This is a genomic window from Streptomyces sp. NPDC002773 (assembly GCF_040295605.1).
Lineage (GTDB): Bacteria > Actinomycetota > Actinomycetes > Streptomycetales > Streptomycetaceae > Streptomyces.
Window position 1 is genome coordinate 263090 of the sequence record NZ_JBEOVO010000004.1, and the last position, 25188, is coordinate 288277.

The following is a 25188-nucleotide window of genomic DNA, read 5'->3' on the forward strand; positions in this document are numbered from 1 at the left end:
CGATACGGCTCCGCCCCGCGGGCCAACGGGCTACTTGTTGACGGTGAAGCCCTGGTCCTTGCCGTACTTGACGCTGGCGTCCTGCCAGGCCTTCAGGCCGTCGGCGAGCTTGGTCGGGGTGACGTACGCCTTGCCGGCGGTGTCGTTGAAGATCGAGTTCGCGTAGACCTGGAAGGGCAGGTAGGACCAGTCGGCGCCGACGTTGCGGGCGGACTCGGCGAAGATCCGGTTGGCCTGCTGGCCGCCGAAGTAGGGGAACTTGGTGTCGAGGAACGCCTTCGACTCCAGGTCCGTGCGGGTGGCGGGGAAGGCGCCCTGGGCGACCCGGGTGCTCGCGCCGGCGCCGGTGGTGGCGAACTCGGTGAAGGCATAGGCGAGTTCCTTGTTCTTGGCGGCCTTCGGGACGGCGAGCGAGCTGCCGCCGTTCTCGGCGGTGGTCTTCTCGCCCTTCGTCCACTGCGGCAGCGGGGCGACCCGCCAGTCGCCGGACGCGGAGGCGACACCGGAGGTGAGGTTGGCGGGCATCCAGGCGCCGATGGAGAGGGTGGCGATGGAGCCGTCCGCCAGACCCTTGTACCAGGCGTCGCTCCAGGAGCTGGTCGGCGCGACGAGCTTCTCGTCGAGGAGCTTCTGCCAGGTGGCGGTGTACTTCTTGGTGCCCTCGTCGTCGAAGTTGACGGTGACGTCGGTGCCGTCGGTGCGGTACGGACGTCCGCCGGCCTGCCAGATGAGGCTGGTCGTGGCCCCGGCGTCACCGGTGTCGTTGGTGATGAAGATCTTCGGGTCGGCCTTGTGGAGGGTACGGGCCGCCTCCACGTACTCGTCCCAGGTCGTCGGCACCTTGACGCCGTGCTTGTCGAAGACCTTCTTGTTGTAGAAGAACGCCATCGGACCCGAGTCCATCGGCAGGGCGAAGATCGCCTTGTCCTCGGAGACCGCGTTCCACGGGCCGGGCGTGAAGGTCGTGCCGAACTTCTGGGCGCCGTAGGGGGAGAGGTCCTCGACCGACTTGCCGATGGCGAACTGGCCGAGCGCGTAGTACTCGATCTGGGCCACGTCGGGGGCGCCGTTGCCGGCCGCGATCGCGTTCTGCAGGGCGGTGTACTGCTTGTCGCCCGTGCCCGCGTTGACCAGCTCGATGTCGACCTTCGGGTACTTCTTCTCGAAGTCCTCCGCCACCTTCTTCAGCGTGGGCTCCCACGCCCACACCGTCACCTTTCCGCCCTTCTGGAGCGCGGCGTTGATGTCCTTCGGGGCGCCGCTGCCGGCGCCGGCGTCCTCGCTGTCGGAGCCGCAGGCCGTGGCGGTCAGCGAGAGCGTGGCGAGAACGGCGAGTGCGCCGAGCAGTCTGCGGGTGGTGTGCGTACGCATGGGAGGTGCTCCTGGTCGGTGGTGCGGGTGGGGAGGGACTTCCGGGAGGGGGCGGGTCAGGGGTGGGCTGTCATTCCTTGACGCTGCCGGCGGCCAGGCCGGACTGCCAGTACCGCTGGAGCAGCAGGAAGACGGCCACGATCGGGACGATCGTCAGCAGGGAACCGGTGACGATGAGGTCGAAGACGGCCTCGCCGCCTGCCGTCTGGGCCTGCTGGTTCCAGGCGTTGAGGCCCAGGGTCAGCGGGTACCAGTCAGGGTCCTTGATCATGATCAGCGGCAGGAAGTAGTTGTTCCAGGTCGCGACCATGGAGAAGAGCAGCACGGTGACGGTGCCGGGCACGAGCAGCGGCAGCGCGATGGTGAAGAAGGTGCGCAGCTCGCCGGAGCCGTCGATGCGCGCGGCCTCCAGGAGCTCGGTGGGGACCGCCTCGGCGGCGAAGACCCACATGAGGTAGAGCCCGAAGGGGGAGATCAGGGAGGGGATGATGACGGCCCAGGGGGTGTTCGTCAGACCCATGTTGCTGAACATCAGGAAGGTGGGCACCGCGAGGGCGGTGCCGGGGACGGCCACGGCTCCGATGACGACCGCGAAGACCGCCTTGCGGCCGGGGAAGTCGTACTTCGCGAGGGCGTAGCCGCCGAGGACGGCGAGGACCGTGGCGCCGCCCGCGCCGGCGAACACGTACAGCAGCGTGTTGAGCAGCCAGCGGACGAAGACGCCGTCGTCGTAGGTGAGCGTGCGGGTGATGTTGTCCCACAGGTTGAAGTCGTCGGCGAACCACAGCCCGAACGAGTCGAGCAGTCCCCGCTGGCTCTTGGTGGCGTTGATGACCAGCCAGGCGAGCGGGAGCAGGGTGTAGACGAGGACCAGGCCGGTGACGAGGGTCAGCGGGATGCTGCGGCGCGGGTTGAGCGGGGTGTGCGGGAGCCGCTTGCGGCGTCCGGCAGCGGCGGGGCGGGCGGCGCGGTGCGAGGCGGCGGCGGCGCCGGTCCGGGGCTCCGTGGGGGAGGGGGTGGGCTCGGCCGCCGCGGTGGTCATGGAGGTGGTCATGGCTCAGCCCTTCCGCATGCCGCGCAGCTGGACCGCGTAGGCGATGATCGCGGTGATCACGCCCATCACGATCGCCACGGTCGCCGCGTAGTTGTGCTGCTGGCCCGCGAAGGACAGCGAGTACGTGTAGAGGTTGGGAGTGAGGTCGTTGGTGATGGCGTTGGGGGCGAGCTTCTGCAGGATGCTCGGCTCGTTGAAGAGCTGGAAGCTGCCGATGATCGAGAAGATCGTGGCGATGACCAGTGCGCTGCGGATGGCCGGCAGCTTCACCGAGGCCACGATGCGCCACTCCCCGGCGCCGTCGATCGACGCCGCCTCGTAGAGCGAGCGCGGGACGACCTTCAGGGCGGAGTAGAAGATCAGCATGTTGTATCCGACGAACTCCCAGGTGACGATGTTGCCGATCGAGGCGAGCACCAGGGAGGGGGAGAGCGGGTTGGGGAGGGAGACCCCCAGCGCGTCGTTGATGTTGCCGACGAGACCGAACTGGTCGCCGTACATGAAGCCCCAGATGAGGCTGGCGACGACGGCGGGCACGGCGTACGGGAGGAAGATCGAGACCCGGAAGAAGGTCTTGCCGTAGAGACGGCCGCTGTCGATCGCGAGGGCGGCGAAGAGCGCGATGCCCAGCATGATCGGCACCTGGATCAGCAGGAAGAGGCCGACCCGGATCAGGCCGTCCCAGAAACGGGGGTCCGTGAGGGCCTCGCCGTAGTTGTCGAGACCGACGAAGGAGGTGCCGCCGATGAGCCGGTCCTGGAACAGGCTCAGGTATCCGGCGTACCCGATCGGTGCGATGAAGACGAGGCCGAAGACCGCGACGAACGGGCCGGCGAATCCCCAGCCCACGAGGGCCTCCTTGCGGAGGCGGAAGCGGGCTCGTGGGCGGGGCGGTGGTGCTGCCGTAGCGCGCGTCGACAAGAGCGTCATGGCTTTGGGTCCTAGCGTCGGTGACCGAGCGGTCCGGAGACGGGGAGCGATGTTGGGGGCCTGAGGCCGAGAACCGACCCTGCGAGAGGGCTGGCCGACGAGAAATGTTTACGTAATCATCGGTAGCGTGATGGTGACATTCCCGCTGAGGGGCGTCAAGCACGAAGTGGCAGCGAATGAGAGGGAATCGGGTGACCGAGCAGAACGCGACCGGTCGGTCGGCGTCGGCCGTGAACGGCGGCCGGCGGGGGGCGCGGACCGGGCCGCGCCGTGTTTCGATGGCGGACGTGGCCCAGCGGGCGGGGGTCTCGTCGCAGACGGTGTCCCGTGTTTCCAACGGCGACGCGGCCGTCGTCGAGGCCACCCGGCAGAAGGTCCTCGACGCGATGAAGGAGCTGGGATACCGTCCCAACAGCGCGGCTCGCGCCCTCAAACGGGGTGAGTTTCGAGCCATAGGCGTCATCACGATGGGGCTCACCAGCACGGGCAACGTCCGGACTCTGGACGCCATCGCCGGCTCGGCGTCCCGCGCCGGCTACGCGGTCACGCTGATCCCGCTCGACGCGCCCACGCAGGACAACGTCAAGGGTGCGTTCACCCGCCTCGACGAGCTGGCGGTCGACGCGGTCGTGCTGATCATGGAGGTGCACCTGCTCGACGCCGCAGCCCTCACCCTGCCGCCGCACGTCAAGGTCGTCGTGGTCGACTCCGACGCCACGGGGCGCTTCCCGGTGGTGGACACCGACCAGCGGCAGGGCGCCCGCGCCGCGGTACGGCACCTGCTCGGCCTCGGCCACGGCACGGTGTGGCACATCGCGGGACTGGAGGAGTCCTTCGCCGCGGGCCGCCGCGCCGAGGCGTGGGAGGCGGCGCTGCGGGAGGAGGGGTGCGCGGTGCCTCCCGTACTACGCGGGGACTGGACCCCGGAGTCGGGTTACGAAGCGGGCCTGAGACTCGCCGACGAGCCCGACTGCACGGCGGTCTTCGCGGCCAACGACCAGATGGCCCTCGGCCTGCTGCGGGCCCTGCACGACCGGGGCGTACGCGTCCCCGAGGACGTCAGCGTCGTCGGCTTCGACGACATTCCGGAGTCGGCCTCCTTCATCCCGCCCCTGACCACGGTCCACCAGGACTTCGCCCAGGTCGGAGCGCTGTGCGTCGACGCGGTCCTGCGGGAGCTGGCGGGCGAGACGGTGACGGGGGTACAGCTGGTGCCGACGACCCTGGTGGAACGGAGCAGCACGGCGCCCGCGGGCGCGGGGGGACGGGGGCGCTGAGGCGTCTGTGCGCCCTGGGGGCGGCGCAAGGAGGCCACGCAAGGCCGGGGGCGATCGGGGCGACGGCCCGCCGGGCACGCCAGGGACGGCGCGGGCAAGCCGCCCAAGGCCGGCCCGCCCGGGGCGACGGCAGGAAAGTCCCCGTCGGCCGGGCATGACCGGGCGGAGGCTGGACCGCCCCGCCGCCGGCCGGTCGGCTACGGCGCGACTGTCGACGGCTGTCGACGGCAATGAGCTGGGCCGGACCGGTCACCGAAGGCTGGAGGCCTCCGCCGCCGGGCGGCTACGGCCGCGCGCCGGGCGGCTACGGCGCGGCCGGCGGCGGCGGGGTGCCGGGCGGCGGGTGCCGGGCGGCGGGGCTGGCGGCCACAGGGGGCCGGGCCCGTGTCAGGTCACCGCGCCCGGGCGCGGTGGGGCCGTGCTCGAGCGCACCACGAGGACCGGTTCCACCGCCCTGCGTCGGGGCCCGTCCGTGCGGCCCTCGATCTGGTCGAGCAGCAGGGCGACGCAGTGCTTACCGACCACCTCGAAGTCCTGGTGGACCGTCGTCAGGGGCGGATGGAAGTACGCCGCCTCGGCGACGTCGTCGAATCCGGCCACGCTGACGTCCCCGGGCACGCTCTTGCCCGATTCGTGCAGCGCCCGCATCAGACCCATCGCCATCTGGTCGTTCGCGGCGAAGACGGCCGTGACCTCCGGCCGCCGGGCGATGTCGAGCCCGGCCCGGTAGCCCGATCTCGCCGACCAGTCCCCGTATACCAACGGCGGTACGGGCGCGCCCGCGTCCGTCAGCGTCCGGCTCCAGGCCTCGGCGCGCCGGCGCGCCGCGAACGAGTCGCGCGGACCCGCGAGGTGCCAGACCGTGCGGTGGCCGAGGCCGAGCAGGTGGGACACCACGCTGTGGGAGCCGTGGGCCTGGTCGAAGTCGACGTTGGGGTACTCGTGTCCGGTGTCGCCGTCGGCGACGACCACCGGCATGGACGGGGGCAGGCGCAGCGACGGGGTGTCGAGCATCTGCGACTCGACCAGCACGATGCCGTCGACGGACTGCAGCATCAGATGCTGGAACGCGTGGCGGACCGCGGCCTCGGTCTGGGCCCGTACGCCCATGAAGTTCACGGAGAAGTCGGCCTCGCGTGCGGCGTCGGCGATCGCGCCGAGCGTACGGGCGTTGCCGTGCGCGCCCACGTCGAAGCTGACCACGCCGAGCGCTCCGAACCGGCCGGTGACCAGCGCGCGGGCCGCCGTGTTGGGGCGGTAGCCGAGCGCCTGCATGGCGGAGAGCACCTTCTCGCGGGTGGCGGCGTCGACGTTCTGCCGGTTGTTCGCCACCCGTGACACCGTCTGCGAGGAGACGCCCGCCATCGTGGCGACGTCCGCCATGGACGGCCACTGCCGGGCCGGCCGTGAGCGAGGCGACCGCGTTCTGTTGTCCGTCGCCATGGACGCGACCTTCCGTCAAGACACATCGTGGCCGACCGCGCGGAGGGCCCTCAACATGTTGGCGTAAACATACCGGCCGGTCAAACTTCGGCGGATCCTGTCCGAATCCTTGACAGCCCTCGCCGCCCCTCCCAAACTCTCGTCCCAAGCGCTCGTGTTAACGCGAACATCGCAGGGTGTCACCTCTGTGTAACACGGTGGTCACCTTCCATCGGCGGCACCGGACCCCACCCGGCGGTCGTCTGCCGCACGACACGCGTCCCACCGGCGCGCCCTCCCCGTCTCCGCAGGCACCCCCGCACCGAGGTGCGCCCACGCCTGCCCCGATCCGCCCCACCCGCCACTTCATCCCCCCAGACCACGAGGTACGCGATCATGCGACGCACATCCTCGGGGACGGCCACCGTGCTCACCGCGCTCTGTGCCGTTCTCCTGTCCCTGCTCGGAACCGCCGGCACCGCCCACGCCGCAGCGGCGACCGTCACCAACGCCACCCAGTTCACCGACCCGGCGGGCAACCCCGTCCACGCCCACGGCGGCGGGGTCGTCAAGGTCGGCTCGTACTACTACTGGTTCGGCGAGAACCGCCACGCCGACAACAGCTTCCGGTACGTCTCCGCCTACCGCTCGACCGACCTGAAGACGTGGGAGTTCCGCAACCACGTGCTGACGGAGGCCACCCACCCCGAGCTGGCGGGCGCCAACATCGAGCGGCCCAAGGTCATCTACAACGCCGCCACCGGCAAGTTCGTGATGTGGATGCACAAGGAGGGCAGCGCGACCGACTACAGCGAGGCCCGGGCCGCCGTCGCCGTGGCGGACACCGTCGACGGCGACTACACCTGGCGCGGCAGCTTCCGCCCCGAGGGCCACATGTCCCGGGACATCACCACCTTCGTCGACACCGACGGCACCGGCTACATGATCTCCGCGGCCAACGAGAACCGCGACCTGCACGTCTACCGTCTGACCTCGGACTACACCGCCATCGACGTCCAGGTGAACAAGCTGTGGGCCGGGGAGTCGCGGGAGTCGCCCGCGATGTTCAAGCGCAACGGCGTCTACTTCCTGCTCACCTCCTGGGCCACCGGCTGGGCTCCCAACCAGCAGAAGTACGCCACCGCCACCAGCATCACCGGCGAGTGGAGCGGTCTGAAGGACATCGGCGACTGGACCACCTACGGCTCCCAGACCGCGTACGTCCTGCCCGTCCAGGGCACCTCCGGCACCTCGTACCTCTACATGGGCGACCGCTGGGGCAACTCGATGGGCGGCATGGTCAACGACTCCCAGTACGTCTGGGCGCCGCTGAAGTTCCCCACCCCGACCACCATGACCATGGACTACTTCCCGCAGCTCACCATCGACACGGCCGCCGGCACCGTGCAGGGCGTCGGGACCTGGGAGACGCTCAAGGCGAGCCACAGCGGCAAGTGCGCCGACGTCGCCGACCGCTCCACCGCCGACGGCGCCGCCCTCATCCAGTGGGGCTGCGGCAACACCGTCAACCAGCAGTTCTGGCTCAAGCCCGTCGCCAACGGCCGGGTGCAGATCGTCGCCCGCTACAGCGGCAAGTGCCTCGCCCCCCGGGACGGCTCGACCGCCGACGGCGCCGCGATCGCCCAGTACACCTGCAACGGCACGACCGCCCAGCAGTGGAAGGTGACCGGTTCCGGCGGCACCGTGCAGCTGTCCGGCGTGCAGAGCAACAAGTGCCTCGACGTGATGAACACCGCCACCAGCGACGGCACGCCGCTCATCCAGTGGAGCTGCAACAGCAGCGCCGCCAACCAGAAGTGGCTCCGCGCGGCTGTCTGACCGTCGTCCGGACCGCACCGGGCAGGCCCCGTCCCCCCGTCGGGGCCTGCCCCACCCATGACCACTGGATCGAAGAACGACGATCACTCAGGGAGATCGAGCATGCGTTCCACCCGTGAACGACCGGCCCCGACCCGTGTGCGCAGGAGCGGCGCGGTCCTGGGAACCGCCGCCGTGGCCGCGCTCCTCGCCACCGGCCTCACGCCGATGACCTCCGTGGCGGCCGAGGGCGAAGGGCAGGCGGTGACCGTCCGCCCCGACCCGAGCTACCAGCAGCAGCCGTTCCAGGGCTGGGGCACCGCACTCGCCTGGTTCGCCAACGTGACCGGCGGCTGGCCGGAGGCCCAGCGCGACGCGCTCGCCGACGCCCTCTACGGCTCCGACGGCCTCGGCTTCACCATCGCCCGCTACAACATCGGCGGCGGGGACAGCCCCGAGACCACCCCCTACATGCGGGCCGGCGGCGCCGTCCCCGGCTGGTGGAACCGCCCCGGGCCCGAGTCCCCCGACTGGTGGGACCCGGGCAACCCCGCCCACTGGAACCCGAACGCCGACGCCAACCAGCGCTGGTGGCTCACCGCCGCCAAGGCGCGCGGCGCCGACAAGTTCGAGGCCTTCTCCAACTCCGCGCCCTACTTCATGACCCACAGCGGTCTCGTCTCGGGCAACTGGAACGCCTGGCACGACAACCTCCGCTCGGACCAGTACGAGCGGTTCGCCGCGTACCTCTCCGGCGCCATGAAGCGCGCGCAGGACGCCACCGGTGTCACCTTCGACACCCTGTCGCCCATCAACGAACCCAACACGAACTACTGGGGCGCGGGCGGCCGGCAGGAAGGCTCGCACTGGGATCCCGCCTCCCAGGCACGCATGTTCACCACCATGCGCGCCAAGCTGAACGCCGACGGCGTCTCCACGCGCATCGCCGCCATGGACGAGACCAACCCGAACACGTTCCGCACCAACTGGGACACCTACGACACGGCGACCAAGGCCGCGCTCGGCCAGCTCAACACCCACACGTACAGCACCGGCGGCCGTACCGGAGTCCGTGACATAGCCAAGGGGACGGCCACCCCGCTGTGGATGTCCGAGGTGGACCTCGGCGGCAGCGTCGGACAGAGCTTCACCGACATGAGCCCCGCCCTCGACCTCACCCAGCGCGTCAACGAGGACTTCCGTGAGCTGGAGCCCCGCGCCTGGGTCCTGTGGCAGGCCGTCGAGGACTACGAGAACATGACGCCGGGCCGCGAGAACTCCAACTGGGGCCTCATCCAGACCGACTTCACCCCGGCCGACGCGGCCACCGAGCCGATCCGCAAGAACAAGAAGTACTGGGCGATGGCGAACTACACCAAGTTCGTCCGTCCGGGCGCCCGCGTCATCAACACCGACAACGCCGACACCTTCGCCGCCCTGCGGCCGGCCGGCCAGGGCGCGGTCGTCGTCCACACCAACCCCACCGGCGAGCCCCAGCGGCTCACCCTGAACCTCGGCGGGTTCCAGAACGTCGGTACGGGCGCCGTCCAGCGCTACACCACCGACGGCACCAAGAACCTCCAGCGCGAGACCGACCTCACCCCCGCGGGCAAGACGCTCACCGCCACCGTGGGCGCGGGCTCCGTCACGACGTTCGTCCTCCCCGCCGCGACGGGCGTGAACATCTCCGACACCACCGCTCCCACCGGCGCCCCGCGCCAGCTGCTCAACGACAACAGCGGCAAGGCCCTGGCCGTCGCCACGAGCAACGGCCAGACCTCCCTGGTCCAGCGCACCTCAAGCCCCGGCACCACCTCGCAGCAGTGGAGGTTCACCAAGCTCGCCTCGGCCGACTGGGGCAACACCGCGGCCTACCGCATCACGAGCGTCGCCAACGGCAAGGCGCTCGCGGCCCAGGGCGACGGCCTCGCCCTGGTGACCTCGGGCACCTCCGCCGAACAGAAGTGGATGCTGTCCACCACCGGCGACGGCCACCACACCCTCGTCAACAGCGCAAGCGGCAAACTCCTCGACGTCGCAGGCGAGTCCACGAGCGACGGCGCGCCCGTCGGCGTCTACCGTCCCACCACCGGATCCAACCAGTCCTGGACCTTCCGTTCCGTCGCGGCCGACACCTGGGCCCCCCTGCGCATGCGGCACAGCGGCAAGTGCCTGGACGTGACCGGAGCCTCCCTCGCGGACGGCGCGCAGGTCGTCCAGTACACCTGCGGCGGCGCGACCAACCAGCAGTGGTCCCTGCGTCCCACCGGCGGCGGCTACGTCAACGTCGTCGCCCGGCACAGCGGCCGGTGCCTCGACGTCACCAACGAGTCGACCGCCGACGGCGCGATCGCCTTCCAGTACGCCTGCAACGGCGGCACCAACCAGCAGTGGTCGGTGCACAGGTCCGCCGACGGCTTCGTCACCCTCCTGGCCCGCCACAGCGGCAAGTGCCTGGACGTGAGCGGCCTCTCCACGGCGGACGGCGCCGAGGTCGTCCAGTACACCTGCGGCACGGCCCCCAACCAGCAGATCACCCTGTCCTAGCGGCCCCCGGGCCGGCCCGGAAGCCACCCGGCCTCCGGGCCGGCCTGGCCGCGTGGACCCGGCAGGGTGGCGCCCGCCACCCCCTCAGACGGAGGAATGTATCCTGTTCGAATGTGATGGCTTCGGTGGGCTTCACGTCGACCCGTTCCCACCCGAGACGGACGACACGGGGACGGGGGATCCGGTGCTGGCGCTTCAGCGACGAGCGGTGATCCTCGACCTCGTACGCCGTGAAGGCGCCGTGCGGGTGGCCCACCTCGTGGAGCGCCTCGGGGTCTCGGACATGACCATCCGGCGGGACCTGGAGGCGCTGGCCAGGTCCGGCTCCCTGGAGAAGGTGCACGGCGGAGCCGTCGCGACCTCCACGACCACCACCGGCGAGGAACCCGGCTTCGAGGCCAAGACCAACCTGGAGTCCAGGGCCAAGGCCGCCGTGGCCACGGCGGCCGCCGCCCTCGTGAAGCCGGGCAGCGTCGTCGCCGTCTCCGGCGGCACCACCGCCTTCGCGGTGGCGTCCGGACTCCGCTACACCCCCGGTCTCACCGTGGTCACCAACTCGCTGCCCGTCGCCGAGCTGCTGCGCGGATTCGCCGAGGAGCCGGACGTGGGCGCCCCGACGGTGCTCCTGACCGGCGGCGCCCCGACGAGGTCGGCGTCGCTCGTGGGCCCGCTGGCCGACCAGGCGATCCGCTCGCTCCAGGTCGACCTCGTGATCATGGGCGCCCACGGGGTGTCGGAGCGCGCCGGCGTCACCTCTCCGAACCTCGCGGAGGCGCAGACCAACCGGGCGCTCATCGACTCCGCGACGCAGGTCGCCGTGGTCGCGGACCACACCAAGTGGGGTGTGGTCGGCCTCAGCCGGTTCGCCGCACTCTCCGAGATCGACTACTTCGTCTCGGACGACGCCCTCGGCGAGGAGGCCCGGTCGGTCCTGAGCCGCGAGGTGGGACGGCTGGTCCTGGCCGACAATATGGAACATGAGCGGAGAAACGGGCCAGGAGCGAGGTGATCCGCGCGCAGGCCCCGCCCGGGGTCCGAGGCGCATCGGATCCTGGCTGACCACGCGCAGCGTCGCCCGCGAGGTCTTCCTCCTCCAGCTGGTGCTCGTGATCCTCCTCGTCGCCGCCGCGGTCGTGGCCATCGTCGTGCAGGCACGCCGCGACACCATGACCGACGCCCGGCACCGGACCGTCGCCGCCGCCCAGTCGTTCGCGCACGCCCCGGGCCTCGTGGAGGCACTGCGGGACGACTTCCCGACGGTCGTACTCCAGCCCCTCGCCGAAGGCGCGCGCAAGGCCGCCGGCATCGACGCCCTGATCGTGTACGAACTCGACGGGATCACCCTCACCCACAGCGACCCCACCCAGCTCGGCAAGCACGTCATCGGTCCGTACGCCGAGGCGGCGGCGGGCCGGCCCTTCACCCGTACCTTCCAGGGCGCCCTGGGCCTCTCCGTGGTCTCGGCGGCCCCCGTCAGGGACGCCAGGGGAGAGGTGGTCGCCATCGTGTCCGCGGCGGTGACGGTCGAGAAGGTCCAGGACTCGGTCGACCAGCAGCTGCCCGTCTTCCTGGGCAGCGCGGCCGGCGCCCTCGCCCTCGTCGCCCTCGGCACGGGCCTGGTGAGCCGCCGCCTCCGCCGCCAGACCCACGGCCTGGGCCCGGCGGAGATGACCCGGATGTACGAACACCACGACGCGGTCCTGCACGCCGTCCGCGAGGGCGTGCTCATCACCGGACGCGACCACCGGCTGCTCCTCGCCAACGACGAGGCGCGCCGGCTCCTCGACCTGCCCGCGGACGCCGAGGGCCGCCGCGTCACCGACCTCGGCCTCGACGCCTCCCTCGCCGCCCTCCTGGAATCGGACCGCATCGCCACCGACGAGGTGCACCTGGCGGCGGACCGGCTCCTCGCCCTCAACAAACGCGTCACCCTGCCCCTCGGCGGCCAGCAGGGCAGCGTGGTGACCCTGCGCGACACCACCGAGCTGCGCTCCCTCTCCGGGCGGGCCGAGGTGGCACGGGAGCGGCTCACCCTGCTCTACGACGCCGGGGTACGCATCGGCTCGACCCTGGACGTCGTGCGTACCGCCGAGGAACTGGCGGAGGTGGCGGTCGCCGGGTTCGCGGACGCCGTCACCGTCGAACTCCTGGACCCCGTCCTGCGCGGCGAGGAACCGGCCGGGGCGAGCACCGAGCTGCGCCGGGCGGCCGTCGCGGGACTCACCGAGGACCACCCCCTCTACCCCTCCGGAGAGCTGATCCGCTTCGTGCCCGGATCGCCGGTGGAGACCAGCGTCAGCGAGGGCCGCTCCGTCGTGGTGGCCGACCTCGCCTCCTCACCCGGATGGCGCGCCCAGGACGAGGAACGCGCCGGTCGGATCCTCCACTACGGCATCCACTCGCTGGCGGTCGTACCGCTGCGCGCGCGAGGCGTGGTCCTGGGCGTCGCGAACTTCTGGCGCGCGGACGACTCCACACCGTTCTCCGACGAGGACCTCTCCTTCGCCGAGGAGCTGGCGAGCAGGGCCGCGGTCTCCATCGACAACGCCCGCCGCTACACCCGCGAGCACGCGATGGCCGTCACCCTGCAACGCAGCCTGATGCCGCGCAGCCTCCCCGAGGACGCGGCTCTCGACGTGGCCTCCCGCTACCTGCCCGCGGAGTCCGGCGTCGGCGGCGACTGGTTCGACGTCATCCCGCTGCCCGGCGCCCGGGTCGCGCTCGTCGTCGGCGACGTCGTCGGCCACGGCCTGCACGCCGCCGCCACCATGGGCCGGCTGCGCATCGCCGTACACAACTTCTCGGCCCTCGACCTCTCGCCGGACGACCTGATCGGGCACCTGGACGAGCTCGTGGCCCTCATCGACGTCCAGGACGAGTCGACCGAGAACGGCGGCGAGATGATCACCGGGGCCACCTGCCTCTGCGTCGTCTACGACTCCGTCTCCGGCGAGGTCACCGCCGCCACCGCCGGCCACCTGCCGCCGGCGGTCGTCAGCCCCGACGGAAGCGTGGAGTTCCTCGCGGCCCCCGTCTCCCCGCCCCTCGGCCTCGGCGCCGGCATGCCCGTCGAGACGATCCGGACGACCCTGCCCGAGGGCTCCCGGCTCGTGCTCTACACCGACGGCCTCCTGGAGGACCGCAGCCGGGACCTCGACGCCAGCCTCGACGCCCTCCGCGCCGCCCTGACCGGGCCCGAGCGCACACCCGAGGAGACCTGCGCCGCCGTCATCGACACGATGCTGCCCGCCGGATCGGGCGACGACGTCGCACTCCTCGTGGCGCGCGTCCGCCGCCTCGACCCCGACCGGGTCGCCGAATGGGACGTACCGCGCGACCCGGCGGCCGTCGGGCCGGTCCGCAACGCCTGCGCCCGCAGACTGGCCGAATGGGGCCTCGAGGACATCGCCTTCGGCACCGAACTCATCCTCAGCGAACTCATCACCAACGCCGTCCGCTACGGCATCGAGCCCATCCGGGTGCGGCTCCTGCACAGCAGCTCCCTGATCTGCGAGGTCTCCGACGGAAGCAGTACCTCCCCGCACATCCGGCGCGCCAGCGACACCGACGAGGGAGGCCGCGGCCTCTTCCTCGTCGCCCAGTACGCCGAGAAGTGGGGCACCCGCTACTCACCCCGGGGCAAGACCATCTGGGCCGCCCAGGCGACCGGCCCCGGCGCGGGGCCCGACCCGGACCAGCTGGGGGAGGACGACATCCTCAGCCAGTGGGACGACGTGGAGCTGTGAGGGCCGTGGCGGGCGCGGTCCGCACGGACACCACGGGGAGGCCCGAGTAGGCTGGTGAACACCCCCGCCGTTGCCCCTCGCCCTTGTGGAGACGCCGTGGTCGGACCTCCCAGGAAGCACGCCGTCGCTCTCGCCGCCTGCCTCTGCGCCGTGGCGCTGGGTCTCGGTGCCTGCGGGGAGGAGAGCAAGCCGGTACGGGTGGTGTCCCCGTCCGTCGCCTCCTCCGCGGAGGAGGCCGGCGGTATGGACGCGCTGGTCAAGGCGGCGAAGAAGGAGGGAACCCTCCACACGACGACCCTGCTGCGCCACTGGGCGAACTACGGCGGCCTGATGGACGGCTTCGAGAAGAAGTACGGCATCAAGATCGTCAACAGCAACCCGTTCGGCTCAAGCCAGCAGGAGATCGACGACATCAAGCGGAACCGCGGCAAGGCGAGCGCCCCCGACGTGCTCGACCTCGGCGACGCCTTCGCCCAGTCCGCCGCCCGCGAGGGCCTGCTCGCCCCCTACCGGGTCGCCGACTGGGACAGGATCCCGCCGAACCAGAAGGACCCCGACGGCGACTGGGTCAACAGCTACGGCGGCTATGTCTCCATCGGCTGCGACGAGACCCGGGTGCAGGTCTGCCCCGTCTCCTTCGCCGATCTCCTCAAGCCCGAGTACCGGGGCATGGTCGCGCTCAACGGCAACCCGACGACGGCCGGGTCGGCCTTCGCCGGTGTGTACGCGGCCGCCCTGGCCAACGGCGGCTCGTTCGACGACATCCAGCCGGGCATCGACTTCTTCGCGAAGCTCGACGACGTCGGCAACTACAACCGCGGCAACCCCAACCCGGAGGCGATCAACCGCGGTGAGACGCCGATCAGCATCGAGTGGGACTTCCTCAACCTCCGGCACGTCGACGAGCTGAGGGGCACCGACGTGCGCTGGAAGGTGTCCATCCCCTTCGACGGCAGCTTCTCGCAGTACTACGCCCAGGCGATCAACAAGTACGCCCCGCACCCGGCCGCGGCCCGGCTGTGGCAGGAGTACCTCGCCGGCACGGACGGCCAGAACCTGCGCCTCGGCGGCTACGCCCGCCCCGTCCTCATGGACGTGATGGCGAAGGACGGGACGCTCGACGAGGAGAAGGCCGCACGGCTGCCGACCATCGAGGGCGCCACGCCGGTCTTCCCCACCGACGCGCAGCTGAACAAGGCGCTCCAGGTCGTCGAGGCCAACTGGACCAAGGCCATCGAGGGGTGAGCGGGCCCGCTGGGGCGCCAGGGGCGACAGCGGGCTCTTGACAGACACCCGCCGGGCTTTCAGACTCTCTCCCAACACCCCGCGTTAACGTAAACATGAAGAAGTGACACGTCGCCGTAACACGGCGGCCACCCCCTTCTCCGTGTACGGGCCGCGACATCCCGACCATCACCTCCGCACAACGAGGGCCCGGTCGGCCGTCGCCTTCGCGTACGTCCTCCTCCGTACGCAGTCACTCTCCCCACCCCTCACAGTCACGTCCGGACCGCCGCGAGCGCGCGAAACGGACGTGAAGGTTCCGCACAGCAAGAGGTACGTGTCATGTCGCGTAGAAGAACAGGGGCAACAGCGGTCGTCGCCGCTCTGTCCGCTCTCCTCCTGTCCCTCGTGGGCGCCACGGGCACCGCCCAGGCGGCCCCGGCGAGCATCGCCAACGCCACCCAGTTCACCGACCCGGAGGGCAACCCGGTCCACGCCCACGGCGGCGGGGTCGTCAAGGTCGGCGAGTACTACTACTGGTTCGGCGAGAACCGCAACGCCGACAACAGCTTCCGTTACGTCTCCGCCTACCGCTCCACCGACCTGAAGACATGGGAGTTCCGCAACCACGTCCTCAAGCAGGAGACGGACCCGGAGCTCGCGGGCGCCAACATCGAGCGGCCCAAGGTCATCCACAACGAGGCCACCGGCCAGTTCGTGATGTGGATGCACAAGGAGGGCAGCGCGACGGACTACAGCGAGGCCCGCGCGGCCGTCGCCGTGTCGGACACCGTCGACGGTGACTACTCCTGGCGCGGCAGCTTCCGCCCCGAGGGCCACATGTCGCGTGACATCACGGCCTTCGTCGACACCGACGGCACCGGCTACATGATCTCGGCGGCCAACGAGAACGCCGACCTGCACGTCTACCGCCTCACCGCCGACTACACCGGCATCGACAAGCAGGTGAAGAAGCTGTGGGCGGGGGTGTCGCGGGAGGCTCCCGCGATGTTCAAGCGCAACGGCGTCTACTTTCTGCTCACCTCCGGCGCCACGGGCTGGGCCCCCAACCAGCAGAAGTACGCCACCGCCACCAGCATCACCGGCACTTGGAGCGGTCTGAAGGACATCGGCAACTCCACCACGTACCGCAGCCAGACGGCCTACGTCCTCCCGGTGCAGGGCACCAGCGGGACGAGCTACCTCTACATGGGTGACCGCTGGGGCAACTCGATGGGCGGAATGGTCAACGACTCCCAGTACGTCTGGCTCCCGCTGAAGTTCCCGACCAAGACCACCATGACCATGGACTACTCGCCCAAGGTCACGATCGACGCGGCGGCCGGAAAGGTCACCGGCATGAACGTGATCTGGGAGACGCTGTCGGTCCGGAGCAGCGGCAAGTGCGCCGACGTCTCCAACTTCGACTCCGCCGACGGCGCCCGGATCCTCCAGTGGGGCTGCGGCGGGGACCTCAACCAGCAGTACTGGTTCAAGAACGTGGGCACCAGCGGCTACGTCCAGATCATGGCCCGCAACAGCGGCAAGTGCCTTGAGGTCGACGGCGCCTCCATGGACGACGGCGCCGTGGTCGTCCAGAAGACCTGCGGCACCGCGAAGTCCCAGCACTGGAAGGTCGAGCCCTCGGGCGACGCCGGCCACAGCCAGCTGGTCGCGCGGCACAGCGGCAAGTGCCTGGACGTCGCGGAGTACTCGTACGCCGACGGCGCGGCGCTCGACCAGTGGACCTGCAACGGCGGTCAGAACCAGCAGTGGGAGCGGACCATCGTCTGACGGTGGCACTCCCTCCAGGGCGCCCCTCCACCCTCGCGGTGGAGGGGCGCCCTCCTGCATTTGGCATCACGAGAAGATAACGGGTCTGAACCAGACGTCGCTGGCTGTTCACCTGCGAGGGACTTTGTGTAAATCTGTTGATCCTCGGTCGGGCGCAGGCTCATCAACGCCCGGCCGCGACGGCCGTGCACCCCCCCAACAGGTCCTCCCAAGGAGATCCCGTGCACCTGTCCCGTTCCCTTCGCGCCGCCCTCGCGGTCACCGCCGCGGCAGCCGTGCTGCCGCTCGCCGCGGCCGCCCACGCCGACGCCGCGGGCAAGAAGGAGGAGCTGCCCTCCCTCGCCACCGCGGCCGCCAAGACCCCCAAGTCGCTGGTGATCGGCGTCGACGGCGCGACCTTCGCCAAGTTCGAGAAGGCGAAGATGCCGAAGGTCAAGGGCCTCATGGCGGGCGGGATGACCGCCACCAGCAACCTGTACGCGAACCCGATGGCCCCCACCTCCTCGGGCCCCGGCTGGTCGAGCATCGCCACCGGCGCCTGGCCCGACAAGCACAAGGTGATCGACAACAGCTTCGCCGGCGCCCGCTACGACCTCTACCCCGACTACGCCACCCGCCTGGAGAGCGCCGACCCCGCGTTCGACACCCTGGTCGTCGGCACCTGGAGCCCGATCCGCGACACCGTCTTCGGCCCCGCCGTCGACACCCGCCTCGGTGGTCTCAGCGACGCCGACACCACGTCGACCGCCGTCTCGAAGCTGAAGACCACCGACGCGGACGCCACCTTCGTCCACCTCGACGAGGTCGACGGCGCCGGCCACTACTACGGCACCGAGCACCGCGCCTACCTCACGGCCCTCGCCACCGCCGACACCCAGATCGGCCAGATCCTCGACGCCGTCGCCTCCCGCGCCACCTACGCGAACGAGGACTGGCAGATCATCGTCACCGCCGACCACGGCCACCTCCCGGGCGGAGGCCACGGCGGCAACTCCCCGGGCGAGCGGCAGTCGTTCGTCATCGCCAAGGGCACCGGCTTCACCCCGGGCTCGGTCCGCCACGACGTCAAGGTCACTGACATCGCCCCGACCGTCCTCTCCCACTTCGGGATCAGCCCCGACCCGGCGTGGCAGCTCGACGGCAAGGCGATCAGCACCCTGACCCCCGACGCCTTCGACGCCCTGCGCCCCTCCCTGAACACCCGGGTCGACGAACTCGCCCTGCCCTCCACCCTCAAGGGCTGGACGACCACCGCGCCCGCCGGCTGGACCATCGACAACTCGGCCATGCCCACCGGCGGTGTCACCGAGTGGCGCGGCTGGTCCTTCGCGACCGACGAGTTCTGGACCAACAGCGACCTGGGCCAGAGCCGCGAGACCAACGTCCGGGCGCGTGACGTCTTCGCCGTCGCCGACTCCGACGAGTGGGCCGACAAGACCCACGGCGCCGGGCAGTTCGACTCCACCCTCGTCAGCCCGGCCTTCGCCGTGACCGGCGGCGCGTCGGCGACCGTCTCGTACGCCACGAACTACAAGGTGGACGGCTCGCAGACCGGTGACGTCTACGTCTCCTTCGACGGCGGCGCGCCGCAGCTGCTGCAGTCCTACCGCGCGGACCGCAACGCCTACGAGAAGCTCACCGTCGCCGTCCCGGCCGGCGCCACCACCGCCCAGCTGCGCTTCCGCTACACGGGCACCAACAGCGCGTTCTGGACGGTCGACCAGGTGAACGTCACCTCCTGACCACCCACCTGAGGCGTGGGGCACCGGCGGGCGCGCGGCGTCTCGCCGGTGCCCTGCTCCTCCCGGCCGGGTGGTTGACGTGCGCTGGCCTCAATTCGCTTGCGAATGACCAGGTCAGCCGAGGCAGGATGCTCCCATGGACGTGGAAAGCAGTGTGGCCGAGGTCATCGAGCGGGAGTTGCGGTTGCTGAGTCCGGCCGGGCGGTCATCCCGGGCCTTGGCGGATCAACTCCTCGATCCGGAGTTCGTGGAAGTGGGTGCCTCGGGGCGTCGGTGGGACCGCCGGTCGATGCTCTCGGCGCTGCCGCTCATGCAGGGGGCGTCCGACGACGGCCCGCAGTACGTGCCCACCGAGATGACGGGCACCGTACTGGCGCCGGGGATCGTGCATCTGACGTTCGAAACCGTGCTCGACGGCCGACGAGCCCGGAGGAGCTCCCTCTGGCGGAAGACGGATGAGGAATCCGGGTGGCGTATGTACTACCACCAGGCCACCCCTGTGCCGGACGCCTGAGGCGCAGAGCCTGTTCAGGCCACTGGTGCTGACCGCGACCTGAAAAGCCCTGCGCGACAGGGGAGTTCACCCCAGGGTCTCGGTCCCGGGGCCCCGGCGTCGTACCCCGACGACGGCGAGCAGAGCACCGAGGACGCACAGCGCCCCCGCGACGAGCACCGAGGTGTGCACGCCGTTCATGAAGGCCTGGTGACTGCCCTCGGTGACGGCGTCCCTGAGGGCGGCGGGCATGTCGGCGGTCACGGGGGCGACGCCCATGGCCACGGCGTCCTTGGCCTCGTACAGACCTGTGGCCACGGGCGCGGGCACCCCGGCCGAAGTGAGCTCGCCGGTCAGGGTCGTACCGACGCGGCTGCTGATCAGGGAGACGAGCACGGAGGTGCCGAGCGCCCCGCCGATCTGGAGGGCGGTGGCCTGGAGCCCGCCGGCGACGCCGCCGTCCTTGACGGGGGCGTTGCCCACGATGGCGTCGGAGGAGGAGGCCATCACCATGCCGACGCCGAGCCCGAGCGCGACGAACGGCGGCCACATCACGGCGGGGGAGGACTCCGGGCTCCAGCCGAGCATCGCGAAGCACGCGGCTGCCTGGAGGACCATGCCGAGCGGCATGGTGAGCCGGGGTCCGAAACGCTCGGTGAGCGCGGCGCCCAGCGGTGACGCGACAACCGACGCCAGGCTCAGCGGCAGCGTCCGCACGCCCGCCTCGACGGGGGAGAGGCCGCGGACGTTCTGCAGGTAGATCATGACGAAGAAGATCACGCCGAGCAGGACGAAGAAGTTGAGAGCCGTGATGACCGTGCCGATGGCGAGCGCCCGGTGCCGGAACAGACGCATCGGCAGCAGCGGTGAGGCGACACGCGTCTCGTGCCGGCCGAAGACCAGCAGGAGCGCCACGCCGGCGGCCATGGCGCCCAGCGTCCCGGCCGAAGTCCAGCCCCAGGTCTCGCCCTTGACGACGCCGAACACGACGGCGAGCAGCCCCGCGGCGAGGAGGACGACACCGGCCAGGTCGAACCGCTCCCGCGCGGCGGAGGAGTTCCGGCTCTGCGGCAGGACGGCCATGCTGAAGACCAGCGCGAGCACGCCGATGGGGGCGTTGATGTAGAACACGGACTCCCAGTTCACCCGTTCGACGAGCAGACCGCCGACGATCGGCCCGAGAGCCGTGGACACGGACGAGACCATGGCCCAGATCCCGACGGCCATGCCGAACTTCCTCGGGGGGAAGACGGCGCGGAGCAGGGCGAGGGTGTTCGGCATGAGCAGGGCGCCGAAGAAGCCCTGGACGGCACGGAAGGCGATGACACCCTCGATGGATCCGGCCAGGCCGATGGCGACGGACGCGAGGGTGAACCCGGCGACGCCGATCAGGTAGAAGGTGCGGCGGCCGAACCGGTCTCCCAGCTTGCCGCCGAGGATCAGCGCGGCGGCGAGCGCGAGGAGGTAGGAGTTGGTGACCCACTGCAGATCGGTCGTGGAAGCGCCCAGATCGCGCCCGATCTCCGGGTTGGCGATGGCGACGACCGAACCGTCGAGGCCGACCATGAACAATCCGAACGCCACGGCGACCAAGGTCAACCACGGGTTGGAGCGTGGGCCGCCGGTCGGGGCGGCGGCAGGAGGCGCGTGGGTCGGCGGAGCGGCTGAGGGTGCGGAGGGCATGGCAGGGTCGGTCCTTGCGTGTGTGGGAGGGGAGTTGGGAGGGGGAGCGAGGGGCGCATGAGCGTCGGCGCTCGCGGGAGCCCGAGGGCACAGGGCCGCTGTCCAGAGGGTCAGGCTCCGACGTACTCGGGCAGCCAGGCTCCGACGTATCCGGACAGCCGGGCTCCGGCGTGCTCGGACAGCCGGGCTCCGGCGTGCTCGGACAGTCGGGCTCCGGCGTGCTCGGGCGGCCAGGGCCCGGCGTGCCTGATCAGCGCGACGGGCGGTGAAGCTGCTGGTTGAGTGAGCCGAGGGCGCCGAGCGCGGAGCCGAGAGCGTCCAGCTCGCCGTCGCTGAGGGCACGCAGCGCGCGCGCCACATGGGTGCCCATGAGGTGCTCCACCTCGGCGATCTCACGCCGCGCGGTCGCGGTGAGATGCAGGTGCGCGACCCGCTTGTCGGCCGGGTCCTGCCGGCGTTCGAGCAGTCCCTGCTCGGTCAGCTGCCTGACCAGCGTGCTGACGTTGTTGGGCTTCATCAGCAGCGCCTCGGCGGCATCACGCACGGTGATGCCGTCGCACGACGCGACGTGCCGCAGCAGCGCGAGCTGCGCCTCGGACGGCTTGGCGGGCTTGGGGTACGTGTCGTCCAGGTCCACGCGCCGCTCGACGGCCCGGGAGAGCGCCGGAAGGCACGCCACGAGCCCGGAGGCTACGCGGCGGATGTCCTCGTCGGACGCACTGTTCTCGGGCACGCCGGTACTTTACGTATGCGTTGATAGCTATGTCAACATACCTATCTCTCGCCCCGCTCCCGCCTGCGAGACTGGCCGCCGACGTACACGCGTACGTACGAGCTCGGGTTCGCCGATCCCGACGACTCCTACGTCTGCAACGGCTGGGTGCGGTTCGAAGCCCGCCGACTCGCGGAGCTGACACCCAGAGCGGTCCTGACCCTCCGAGGCACCATGACGAAGCCTTCGAGGACCTCACCGCCGAGGCGTGCTGACCGGACCGGAACCGGCCGTGGCGTGGGTTCCTGACGCCTGGGCAGGCGGGTACCCGTAAGCCCCGTACGGAGGGCGGTGGGCAGAGCACGGTGTGCCGGGGCCCGGCGGCGGGGGGAGGGGTGGCACGCTCGGGTGGAGCGGGACACCGTGAGCGAAGCGAGGTAGCACGTGACGCAACGCAGCATCCGGAGCGCCCGGTACGCCCGGCTGGAGCGGCGGCTGCGGCGGGATCCGTTCGTCGTACAGACGGTACGGTCCACGGCGGCGGCGACCCTCTCGTACGTCGTCGCGCTGCAGCTCAGCAGCGAGGCGGCGCCCCTGACCGCACCGCTGACCGCGCTCCTCGTCGTGCAGGTCACGCTCTACTCGACCCTCACCACGAGTCTGCGCCGGGTCAACTCCGTCGTCGTCGGCGTCCTCATCGCCATCGGGTTCAGCGTCCTCGTCGGCCTCTCCTGGTGGAGCCTCGCCCTCATCATCCTCGCCTCCCTCCTCGTGGGGCGGCTCGTGAAGGTCGAGGAGTTCGTCCCCGAGGTCGCCATCAGCGCGATGCTGGTGCTCGGCGTCACCCAGGTCGCCCACACGGCGTGGGACCGCGTCCTGGAGACCCTGATCGGCGCCACCGTCGGGATGCTCTTCAACCTGGTGCTCGCCGCGCCCCTCTGGGTGGACACGGCGGGGGAGTCGATCGAGGACCTCGCCCGGCGCATGCGGAGGCTGCTGCTCGACGTCGCGGAGGAGTTCGCCGAGGCGCCGGCCGTCGAGCGGGCCGCCGCGCGGCTCCACGAGGCTCGACGGCTCGACAACGACGTGGCCGACGTGGACGGCGCACTGCGCACGGCCGAGGACAGCCTCCGCCTCAATCCGCGCGTCAAGGAGGGCCTCCTGCACCGCATCGTGCTGCGCACGGGGCTCGACACCCTGGAGATCTGCGCCGTCGTCCTGCGCGTCCTCACCCGTACCCTCACCGACCTGGCGAAGCAGCGCGACGGCGAGGAGCTGCTGCCCCGTCAGACCGCCCTCGCCCTCCAGGAGACCGCGCAGCACACCGCCGACGCCTTCGTCAGCTTCGCCGTGCTCGTCACGGCCCCCGGCAGCGAGGCGTCCGAGGCCGCCGAGGACCGGCTCGCGGGCGAGCTGCGCGCGGCCCGCGCCTGCCGCGGCGGGGCCGCCGACCTGCTGCTCGCCCTCGCCCTGCGGGAACCCGAACGCTGGCAGCTCTACGGAGCGCTGCTCACCGAGATCGACCGCGTCCTCGACGAGCTGGACCCCGAGCACCGCGGCCGACGCCTCATGGAGGAGCTCGACCGCCACACCCGCGAGCGCCGGCGCCGGCTGAGGCCCCGGGACCGGCACGCCCACGCGGAGGCCTGAGCGCCACCGACCCGCCTCCGCCCCGGTTCGGCGCGGGATAGCGGGGCAGACGGAGGGCCACAGGTTCTCTGGAGAGGAGAGGAACGCCATGGGCATCATCGGCTGGATCCTGATGGGGCTGATCGTCGGAGTCATCGCGAAGGCCCTGATGCCGGGACGGGACCCCGGCGGCTGCATCGTCACCCCCCTCATCGGCATCGCAGGCGGCCTGCTCGGCGGGTGGCTCGGCAAGGTCATCTTCGGCGTCGACTCCATCGACGGCTTCTTCGAGATCTCGACCTGGGTCGCCGCGATCGTCGGCGCCCTGATCCTCCTGGGCCTCTACCGTCTGGTGGTCCGCCCCAAGAACTGACGCCACGACCGGCGGGCCGCTCAGTCCCGGGGCAGCAAGGGTCCGAGCGGGCCGAGGTCGAGGTCCTCAAGCGCGTAGCCGTGCTCGGCACACAGGTCGGCAAGGCTGTCGTGGAGGGCGAGGAGGGACGCCCCGAGCTCCTCCTCCTGCCCGTCGGTGAGGTCCCCCGCGTCCACGCGGCGCAGGGCCTGGCGCTCGATGAGCTGGCGCAGGAGCTCGACGACGGTGAGGACGAGTCTGAGCAGGTCCTCTTCGACGGTCTCGCGGTCGGCGCGCACGCGGTGGGCGGGGCGGCCCGGTCGGCCCTCGTGGGCGGCGGGGGGCGCCTGAGCGAGCCGGAAGGCCCGCGACATGGCGGCGCCGACGTCCTGGAGGCCGTCGCGCCGCGAGGAGGGGTCGGTACTCACGCGGCCCGCCGTCCCGCCCTGGCGAAGGGCCCGTCTCGGAGCTGACGGACACGATGAGCGCGCGCAGAGATATGCGCACCAGGTCGATGTCCGCGATGGACAGGACGATGTCGCCGGTGATCACCACTCCGCCGCTGAGGAGTCGGTCGAGGAGGACGACCAGGGCGACCTGCCGACCGGGTAGCGGTTCGCGCTGCTCCGCGAGGCTCATGGCGCCGGCTCCTGTACGTCCGGGTCGCCGGTGGCGGTGCCCTCGGCCGCCGGCATGGCGAACGAGTACGGCGGTAGGTGTCGACGCTGGCCACCACGATGCGCGCGTCGATCTTGATGAGTTCGATGCCCACCACGGAGACCCGGACGAAGACAGGACGGTGCCGTCTGGACCTCCGAGGGCGCCAAGGGAACCACCCGCGGATGCGTCAGCTTCCATGAGCTGGCCCCTTCGCTGACCCGCGTGGTGGTCGTCGTCGAGTACCACCCGTCGGGATTCTTCGAGAAGACCGGCAACATCTGGCGGGCCCAGGGCCGTCGGCTGCGTCTGGACCTCAAGCACTTCCTCCGGTACGCCACGCTGAGCACCGACGAGCCGGAGGGCTGGCGCGGCGAGATCCGGGACGGCGAAGAGGAACCGGCCGACGAGAACGACTCCGGCTACGCTGGAGGAGAGGCGGAGGAGTACGAGGACGGCGACGAGGACGAGAGCGACGAGGACGGCGAAGCCGAGGACGAGGACGAGTACGAGACCCCGCCTCGCCGCCGACGTCGGCGACAGGCCGCTTGAGCCCGCTTCCGGCATCAGGAGGTTCTCGTGGGATCCACCTTCAGACGGAGTCGGTACCTCGCTCGCTGGACCCCTCCGGCCGTCGCCCGCCGCGTGCTCCTGGGGCTGGCGCTGTGGGGCGCACGCCGGGTGCTCCGGCGGGTGCTGCGCCGGGCGGTCCACGCCCGGTGACCCGACCCCGCCCC

At 71.0% G+C, this 25188-nt stretch carries 19 protein-coding genes and 3 pseudogenes; 13 read left to right on the plus strand and 9 right to left on the minus strand.

The genetic code is table 11. The features are described 5' to 3' along the window. Window positions 1-30: 30 nt before the first annotated feature. The 3 genes from ABT034_RS08075 to ABT034_RS08085 form a co-directional block, all read right to left on the minus strand. Window positions 31-1371: an ABC transporter substrate-binding protein gene (locus ABT034_RS08075; protein WP_351212495.1), complete on the minus strand. Its 1341-nt coding sequence runs from the start codon at window positions 1369-1371 to the stop codon at window positions 31-33. Between the two features lie 70 nt (window positions 1372-1441). Continuing rightward, the gene (locus ABT034_RS08080) at window positions 1442-2425 is read right to left on the minus strand and encodes a carbohydrate ABC transporter permease (protein WP_351212497.1); all 984 of its coding nucleotides are present in this window, start codon (window positions 2423-2425) and stop codon (window positions 1442-1444) included. 3 nt (window positions 2426-2428) lie between these two features. After that, window positions 2429-3355 carry a carbohydrate ABC transporter permease gene (locus ABT034_RS08085; RefSeq protein ID WP_351212499.1) on the minus strand — a complete coding sequence of 309 codons (927 nt, stop codon included), beginning with the start codon at window positions 3353-3355 and terminating at the stop codon, window positions 2429-2431. 278 nt (window positions 3356-3633) lie between these two features. On the opposite strand from ABT034_RS08085, the gene ABT034_RS08090 reads away from it, so the two are divergent. Continuing rightward, window positions 3634-4632 (plus strand): LacI family DNA-binding transcriptional regulator, encoded by a 999-nt coding sequence (locus ABT034_RS08090; protein ID WP_351212647.1) that lies wholly within the window; start codon window positions 3634-3636, stop codon window positions 4630-4632. A gap of 387 nt (window positions 4633-5019) precedes the next feature. Here ABT034_RS08090 and ABT034_RS08095 read toward each other — a convergent pair whose 3' ends face one another. Next, window positions 5020-6015 carry a LacI family DNA-binding transcriptional regulator gene (locus ABT034_RS08095; RefSeq protein WP_351212501.1) on the minus strand — a complete coding sequence of 332 codons (996 nt, stop codon included), beginning with the start codon at window positions 6013-6015 and terminating at the stop codon, window positions 5020-5022. 435 nt (window positions 6016-6450) lie between these two features. Here ABT034_RS08095 and ABT034_RS08100 point away from each other — a divergent pair, with 435 nt between their 5' ends. The 8 genes from ABT034_RS08100 (at window position 6451) to ABT034_RS08135 (ending at window position 19439) form a co-directional block, all read left to right on the plus strand. Then, window positions 6451-7893 carry an RICIN domain-containing protein gene (locus ABT034_RS08100; protein ID WP_351212503.1) on the plus strand — a complete coding sequence of 481 codons (1443 nt, stop codon included), beginning with the start codon at window positions 6451-6453 and terminating at the stop codon, window positions 7891-7893. A 102-nt stretch (window positions 7894-7995) separates the two neighbouring features. Then, window positions 7996-10419, plus strand: coding sequence for an RICIN domain-containing protein (locus ABT034_RS08105; RefSeq protein WP_351212505.1), 2424 nt, complete (start codon window positions 7996-7998; stop codon window positions 10417-10419). Between the two features lie 184 nt (window positions 10420-10603). Further along, the gene (locus ABT034_RS08110) at window positions 10604-11428 is read left to right on the plus strand and encodes a DeoR/GlpR family DNA-binding transcription regulator (RefSeq protein WP_351212507.1); all 825 of its coding nucleotides are present in this window, start codon (window positions 10604-10606) and stop codon (window positions 11426-11428) included. Beyond that, on the plus strand, window positions 11397-14165 hold the full coding sequence (locus ABT034_RS08115) for a SpoIIE family protein phosphatase (protein WP_351212509.1): 2769 nt from the start codon (window positions 11397-11399) through the stop codon (window positions 14163-14165). The genes ABT034_RS08110 and ABT034_RS08115 overlap by 32 nt, the downstream gene beginning before the upstream one ends. Before the next feature lie 96 nt (window positions 14166-14261). Further along, window positions 14262-15410: an ABC transporter substrate-binding protein gene (locus ABT034_RS08120; RefSeq protein WP_502972834.1), complete on the plus strand. Its 1149-nt coding sequence runs from the start codon at window positions 14262-14264 to the stop codon at window positions 15408-15410. Window positions 15411-15731: 321 nt separating this feature from the next. Next, on the plus strand, window positions 15732-17183 hold the full coding sequence (locus ABT034_RS08125) for an RICIN domain-containing protein (protein WP_351212511.1): 1452 nt from the start codon (window positions 15732-15734) through the stop codon (window positions 17181-17183). A gap of 221 nt (window positions 17184-17404) precedes the next feature. Further along, the gene (locus ABT034_RS08130; protein ID WP_351212513.1) at window positions 17405-18925 is read left to right on the plus strand and encodes an alkaline phosphatase family protein; all 1521 of its coding nucleotides are present in this window, start codon (window positions 17405-17407) and stop codon (window positions 18923-18925) included. 136 nt (window positions 18926-19061) lie between these two features. Continuing rightward, window positions 19062-19439 (plus strand): nuclear transport factor 2 family protein, encoded by a 378-nt coding sequence (locus tag ABT034_RS08135; RefSeq protein ID WP_351212515.1) that lies wholly within the window; start codon window positions 19062-19064, stop codon window positions 19437-19439. A 66-nt stretch (window positions 19440-19505) separates the two neighbouring features. Here ABT034_RS08135 and ABT034_RS08140 read toward each other — a convergent pair whose 3' ends face one another. Continuing rightward, a complete protein-coding gene (locus ABT034_RS08140) occupies window positions 19506-21101 on the minus strand; it encodes a DHA2 family efflux MFS transporter permease subunit (RefSeq protein ID WP_351212517.1) in 1596 nt (531 codons plus the stop codon). Window positions 21102-21351: 250 nt separating this feature from the next. Continuing rightward, window positions 21352-21834 (minus strand): MarR family winged helix-turn-helix transcriptional regulator, encoded by a 483-nt coding sequence (locus ABT034_RS08145; RefSeq protein WP_351212519.1) that lies wholly within the window; start codon window positions 21832-21834, stop codon window positions 21352-21354. A 423-nt stretch (window positions 21835-22257) separates the two neighbouring features. Here ABT034_RS08145 and ABT034_RS08150 point away from each other — a divergent pair, with 423 nt between their 5' ends. Further along, on the plus strand, window positions 22258-23463 hold the full coding sequence (locus ABT034_RS08150; RefSeq protein WP_351212521.1) for an FUSC family protein: 1206 nt from the start codon (window positions 22258-22260) through the stop codon (window positions 23461-23463). An 88-nt stretch (window positions 23464-23551) separates the two neighbouring features. Next, entirely contained in the window at window positions 23552-23815 is a 264-nt protein-coding gene (locus ABT034_RS08155; RefSeq protein ID WP_351212523.1) for a GlsB/YeaQ/YmgE family stress response membrane protein, read from the plus strand. 20 nt (window positions 23816-23835) lie between these two features. Here ABT034_RS08155 and ABT034_RS08160 read toward each other — a convergent pair whose 3' ends face one another. From ABT034_RS08160 to gvpJ, 3 genes and pseudogenes are all read right to left on the minus strand, one after another. After that, window positions 23836-24168 carry a gas vesicle protein K gene (locus ABT034_RS08160; protein ID WP_351212651.1) on the minus strand — a complete coding sequence of 111 codons (333 nt, stop codon included), beginning with the start codon at window positions 24166-24168 and terminating at the stop codon, window positions 23836-23838. Window positions 24169-24241: 73 nt separating this feature from the next. Further along, window positions 24242-24433: pseudogene (locus ABT034_RS08165) on the minus strand (gas vesicle protein); the annotation flags it as partial. A gap of 46 nt (window positions 24434-24479) precedes the next feature. Beyond that, a pseudogene (gene gvpJ, locus ABT034_RS08170) lies at window positions 24480-24587 on the minus strand (gas vesicle protein GvpJ); the annotation flags it as partial. Window positions 24588-24598: 11 nt separating this feature from the next. On the opposite strand from gvpJ, the pseudogene ABT034_RS08175 reads away from it, so the two are divergent. Continuing rightward, window positions 24599-25003 (plus strand): annotated as a pseudogene (locus ABT034_RS08175) (SRPBCC family protein); the annotation flags it as partial. Window positions 25004-25030: 27 nt separating this feature from the next. Next, a complete protein-coding gene (locus tag ABT034_RS08180) occupies window positions 25031-25174 on the plus strand; it encodes a hypothetical protein (protein WP_351212525.1) in 144 nt (47 codons plus the stop codon). The last annotated feature ends 14 nt before the right edge of the window (window positions 25175-25188 follow it).

Coding starts and splice junctions, on each gene's coding strand:
- ABT034_RS08090 (WP_351212647.1), top strand. CDS start 3,634: ATGGCGGACGTGGCCCAGCGGGCGGGGGTCTCGTCGCAGACGGTGTCC.
- ABT034_RS08100 (WP_351212503.1), top strand. CDS start 6,451: ATGCGACGCACATCCTCGGGGACGGCCACCGTGCTCACCGCGCTCTGT.
- ABT034_RS08135 (WP_351212515.1), top strand. CDS start 19,062: ATGGACGTGGAAAGCAGTGTGGCCGAGGTCATCGAGCGGGAGTTGCGG.
- ABT034_RS08080 (WP_351212497.1), bottom strand. CDS start 2,425: ATGACCACCTCCATGACCACCGCGGCGGCCGAGCCCACCCCCTCCCCC.
- ABT034_RS08140 (WP_351212517.1), bottom strand. CDS start 21,101: ATGCCCTCCGCACCCTCAGCCGCTCCGCCGACCCACGCGCCTCCTGCC.
- ABT034_RS08085 (WP_351212499.1), bottom strand. CDS start 3,355: ATGACGCTCTTGTCGACGCGCGCTACGGCAGCACCACCGCCCCGCCCA.
- ABT034_RS08155 (WP_351212523.1), top strand. CDS start 23,552: ATGGGCATCATCGGCTGGATCCTGATGGGGCTGATCGTCGGAGTCATC.
- ABT034_RS08105 (WP_351212505.1), top strand. CDS start 7,996: ATGCGTTCCACCCGTGAACGACCGGCCCCGACCCGTGTGCGCAGGAGC.
- ABT034_RS08160 (WP_351212651.1), bottom strand. CDS start 24,168: ATGTCGCGGGCCTTCCGGCTCGCTCAGGCGCCCCCCGCCGCCCACGAG.
- ABT034_RS08095 (WP_351212501.1), bottom strand. CDS start 6,015: ATGGCGGACGTCGCCACGATGGCGGGCGTCTCCTCGCAGACGGTGTCA.
- ABT034_RS08115 (WP_351212509.1), top strand. CDS start 11,397: ATGAGCGGAGAAACGGGCCAGGAGCGAGGTGATCCGCGCGCAGGCCCC.
- ABT034_RS08125 (WP_351212511.1), top strand. CDS start 15,732: ATGTCGCGTAGAAGAACAGGGGCAACAGCGGTCGTCGCCGCTCTGTCC.
- ABT034_RS08075 (WP_351212495.1), bottom strand. CDS start 1,371: ATGCGTACGCACACCACCCGCAGACTGCTCGGCGCACTCGCCGTTCTC.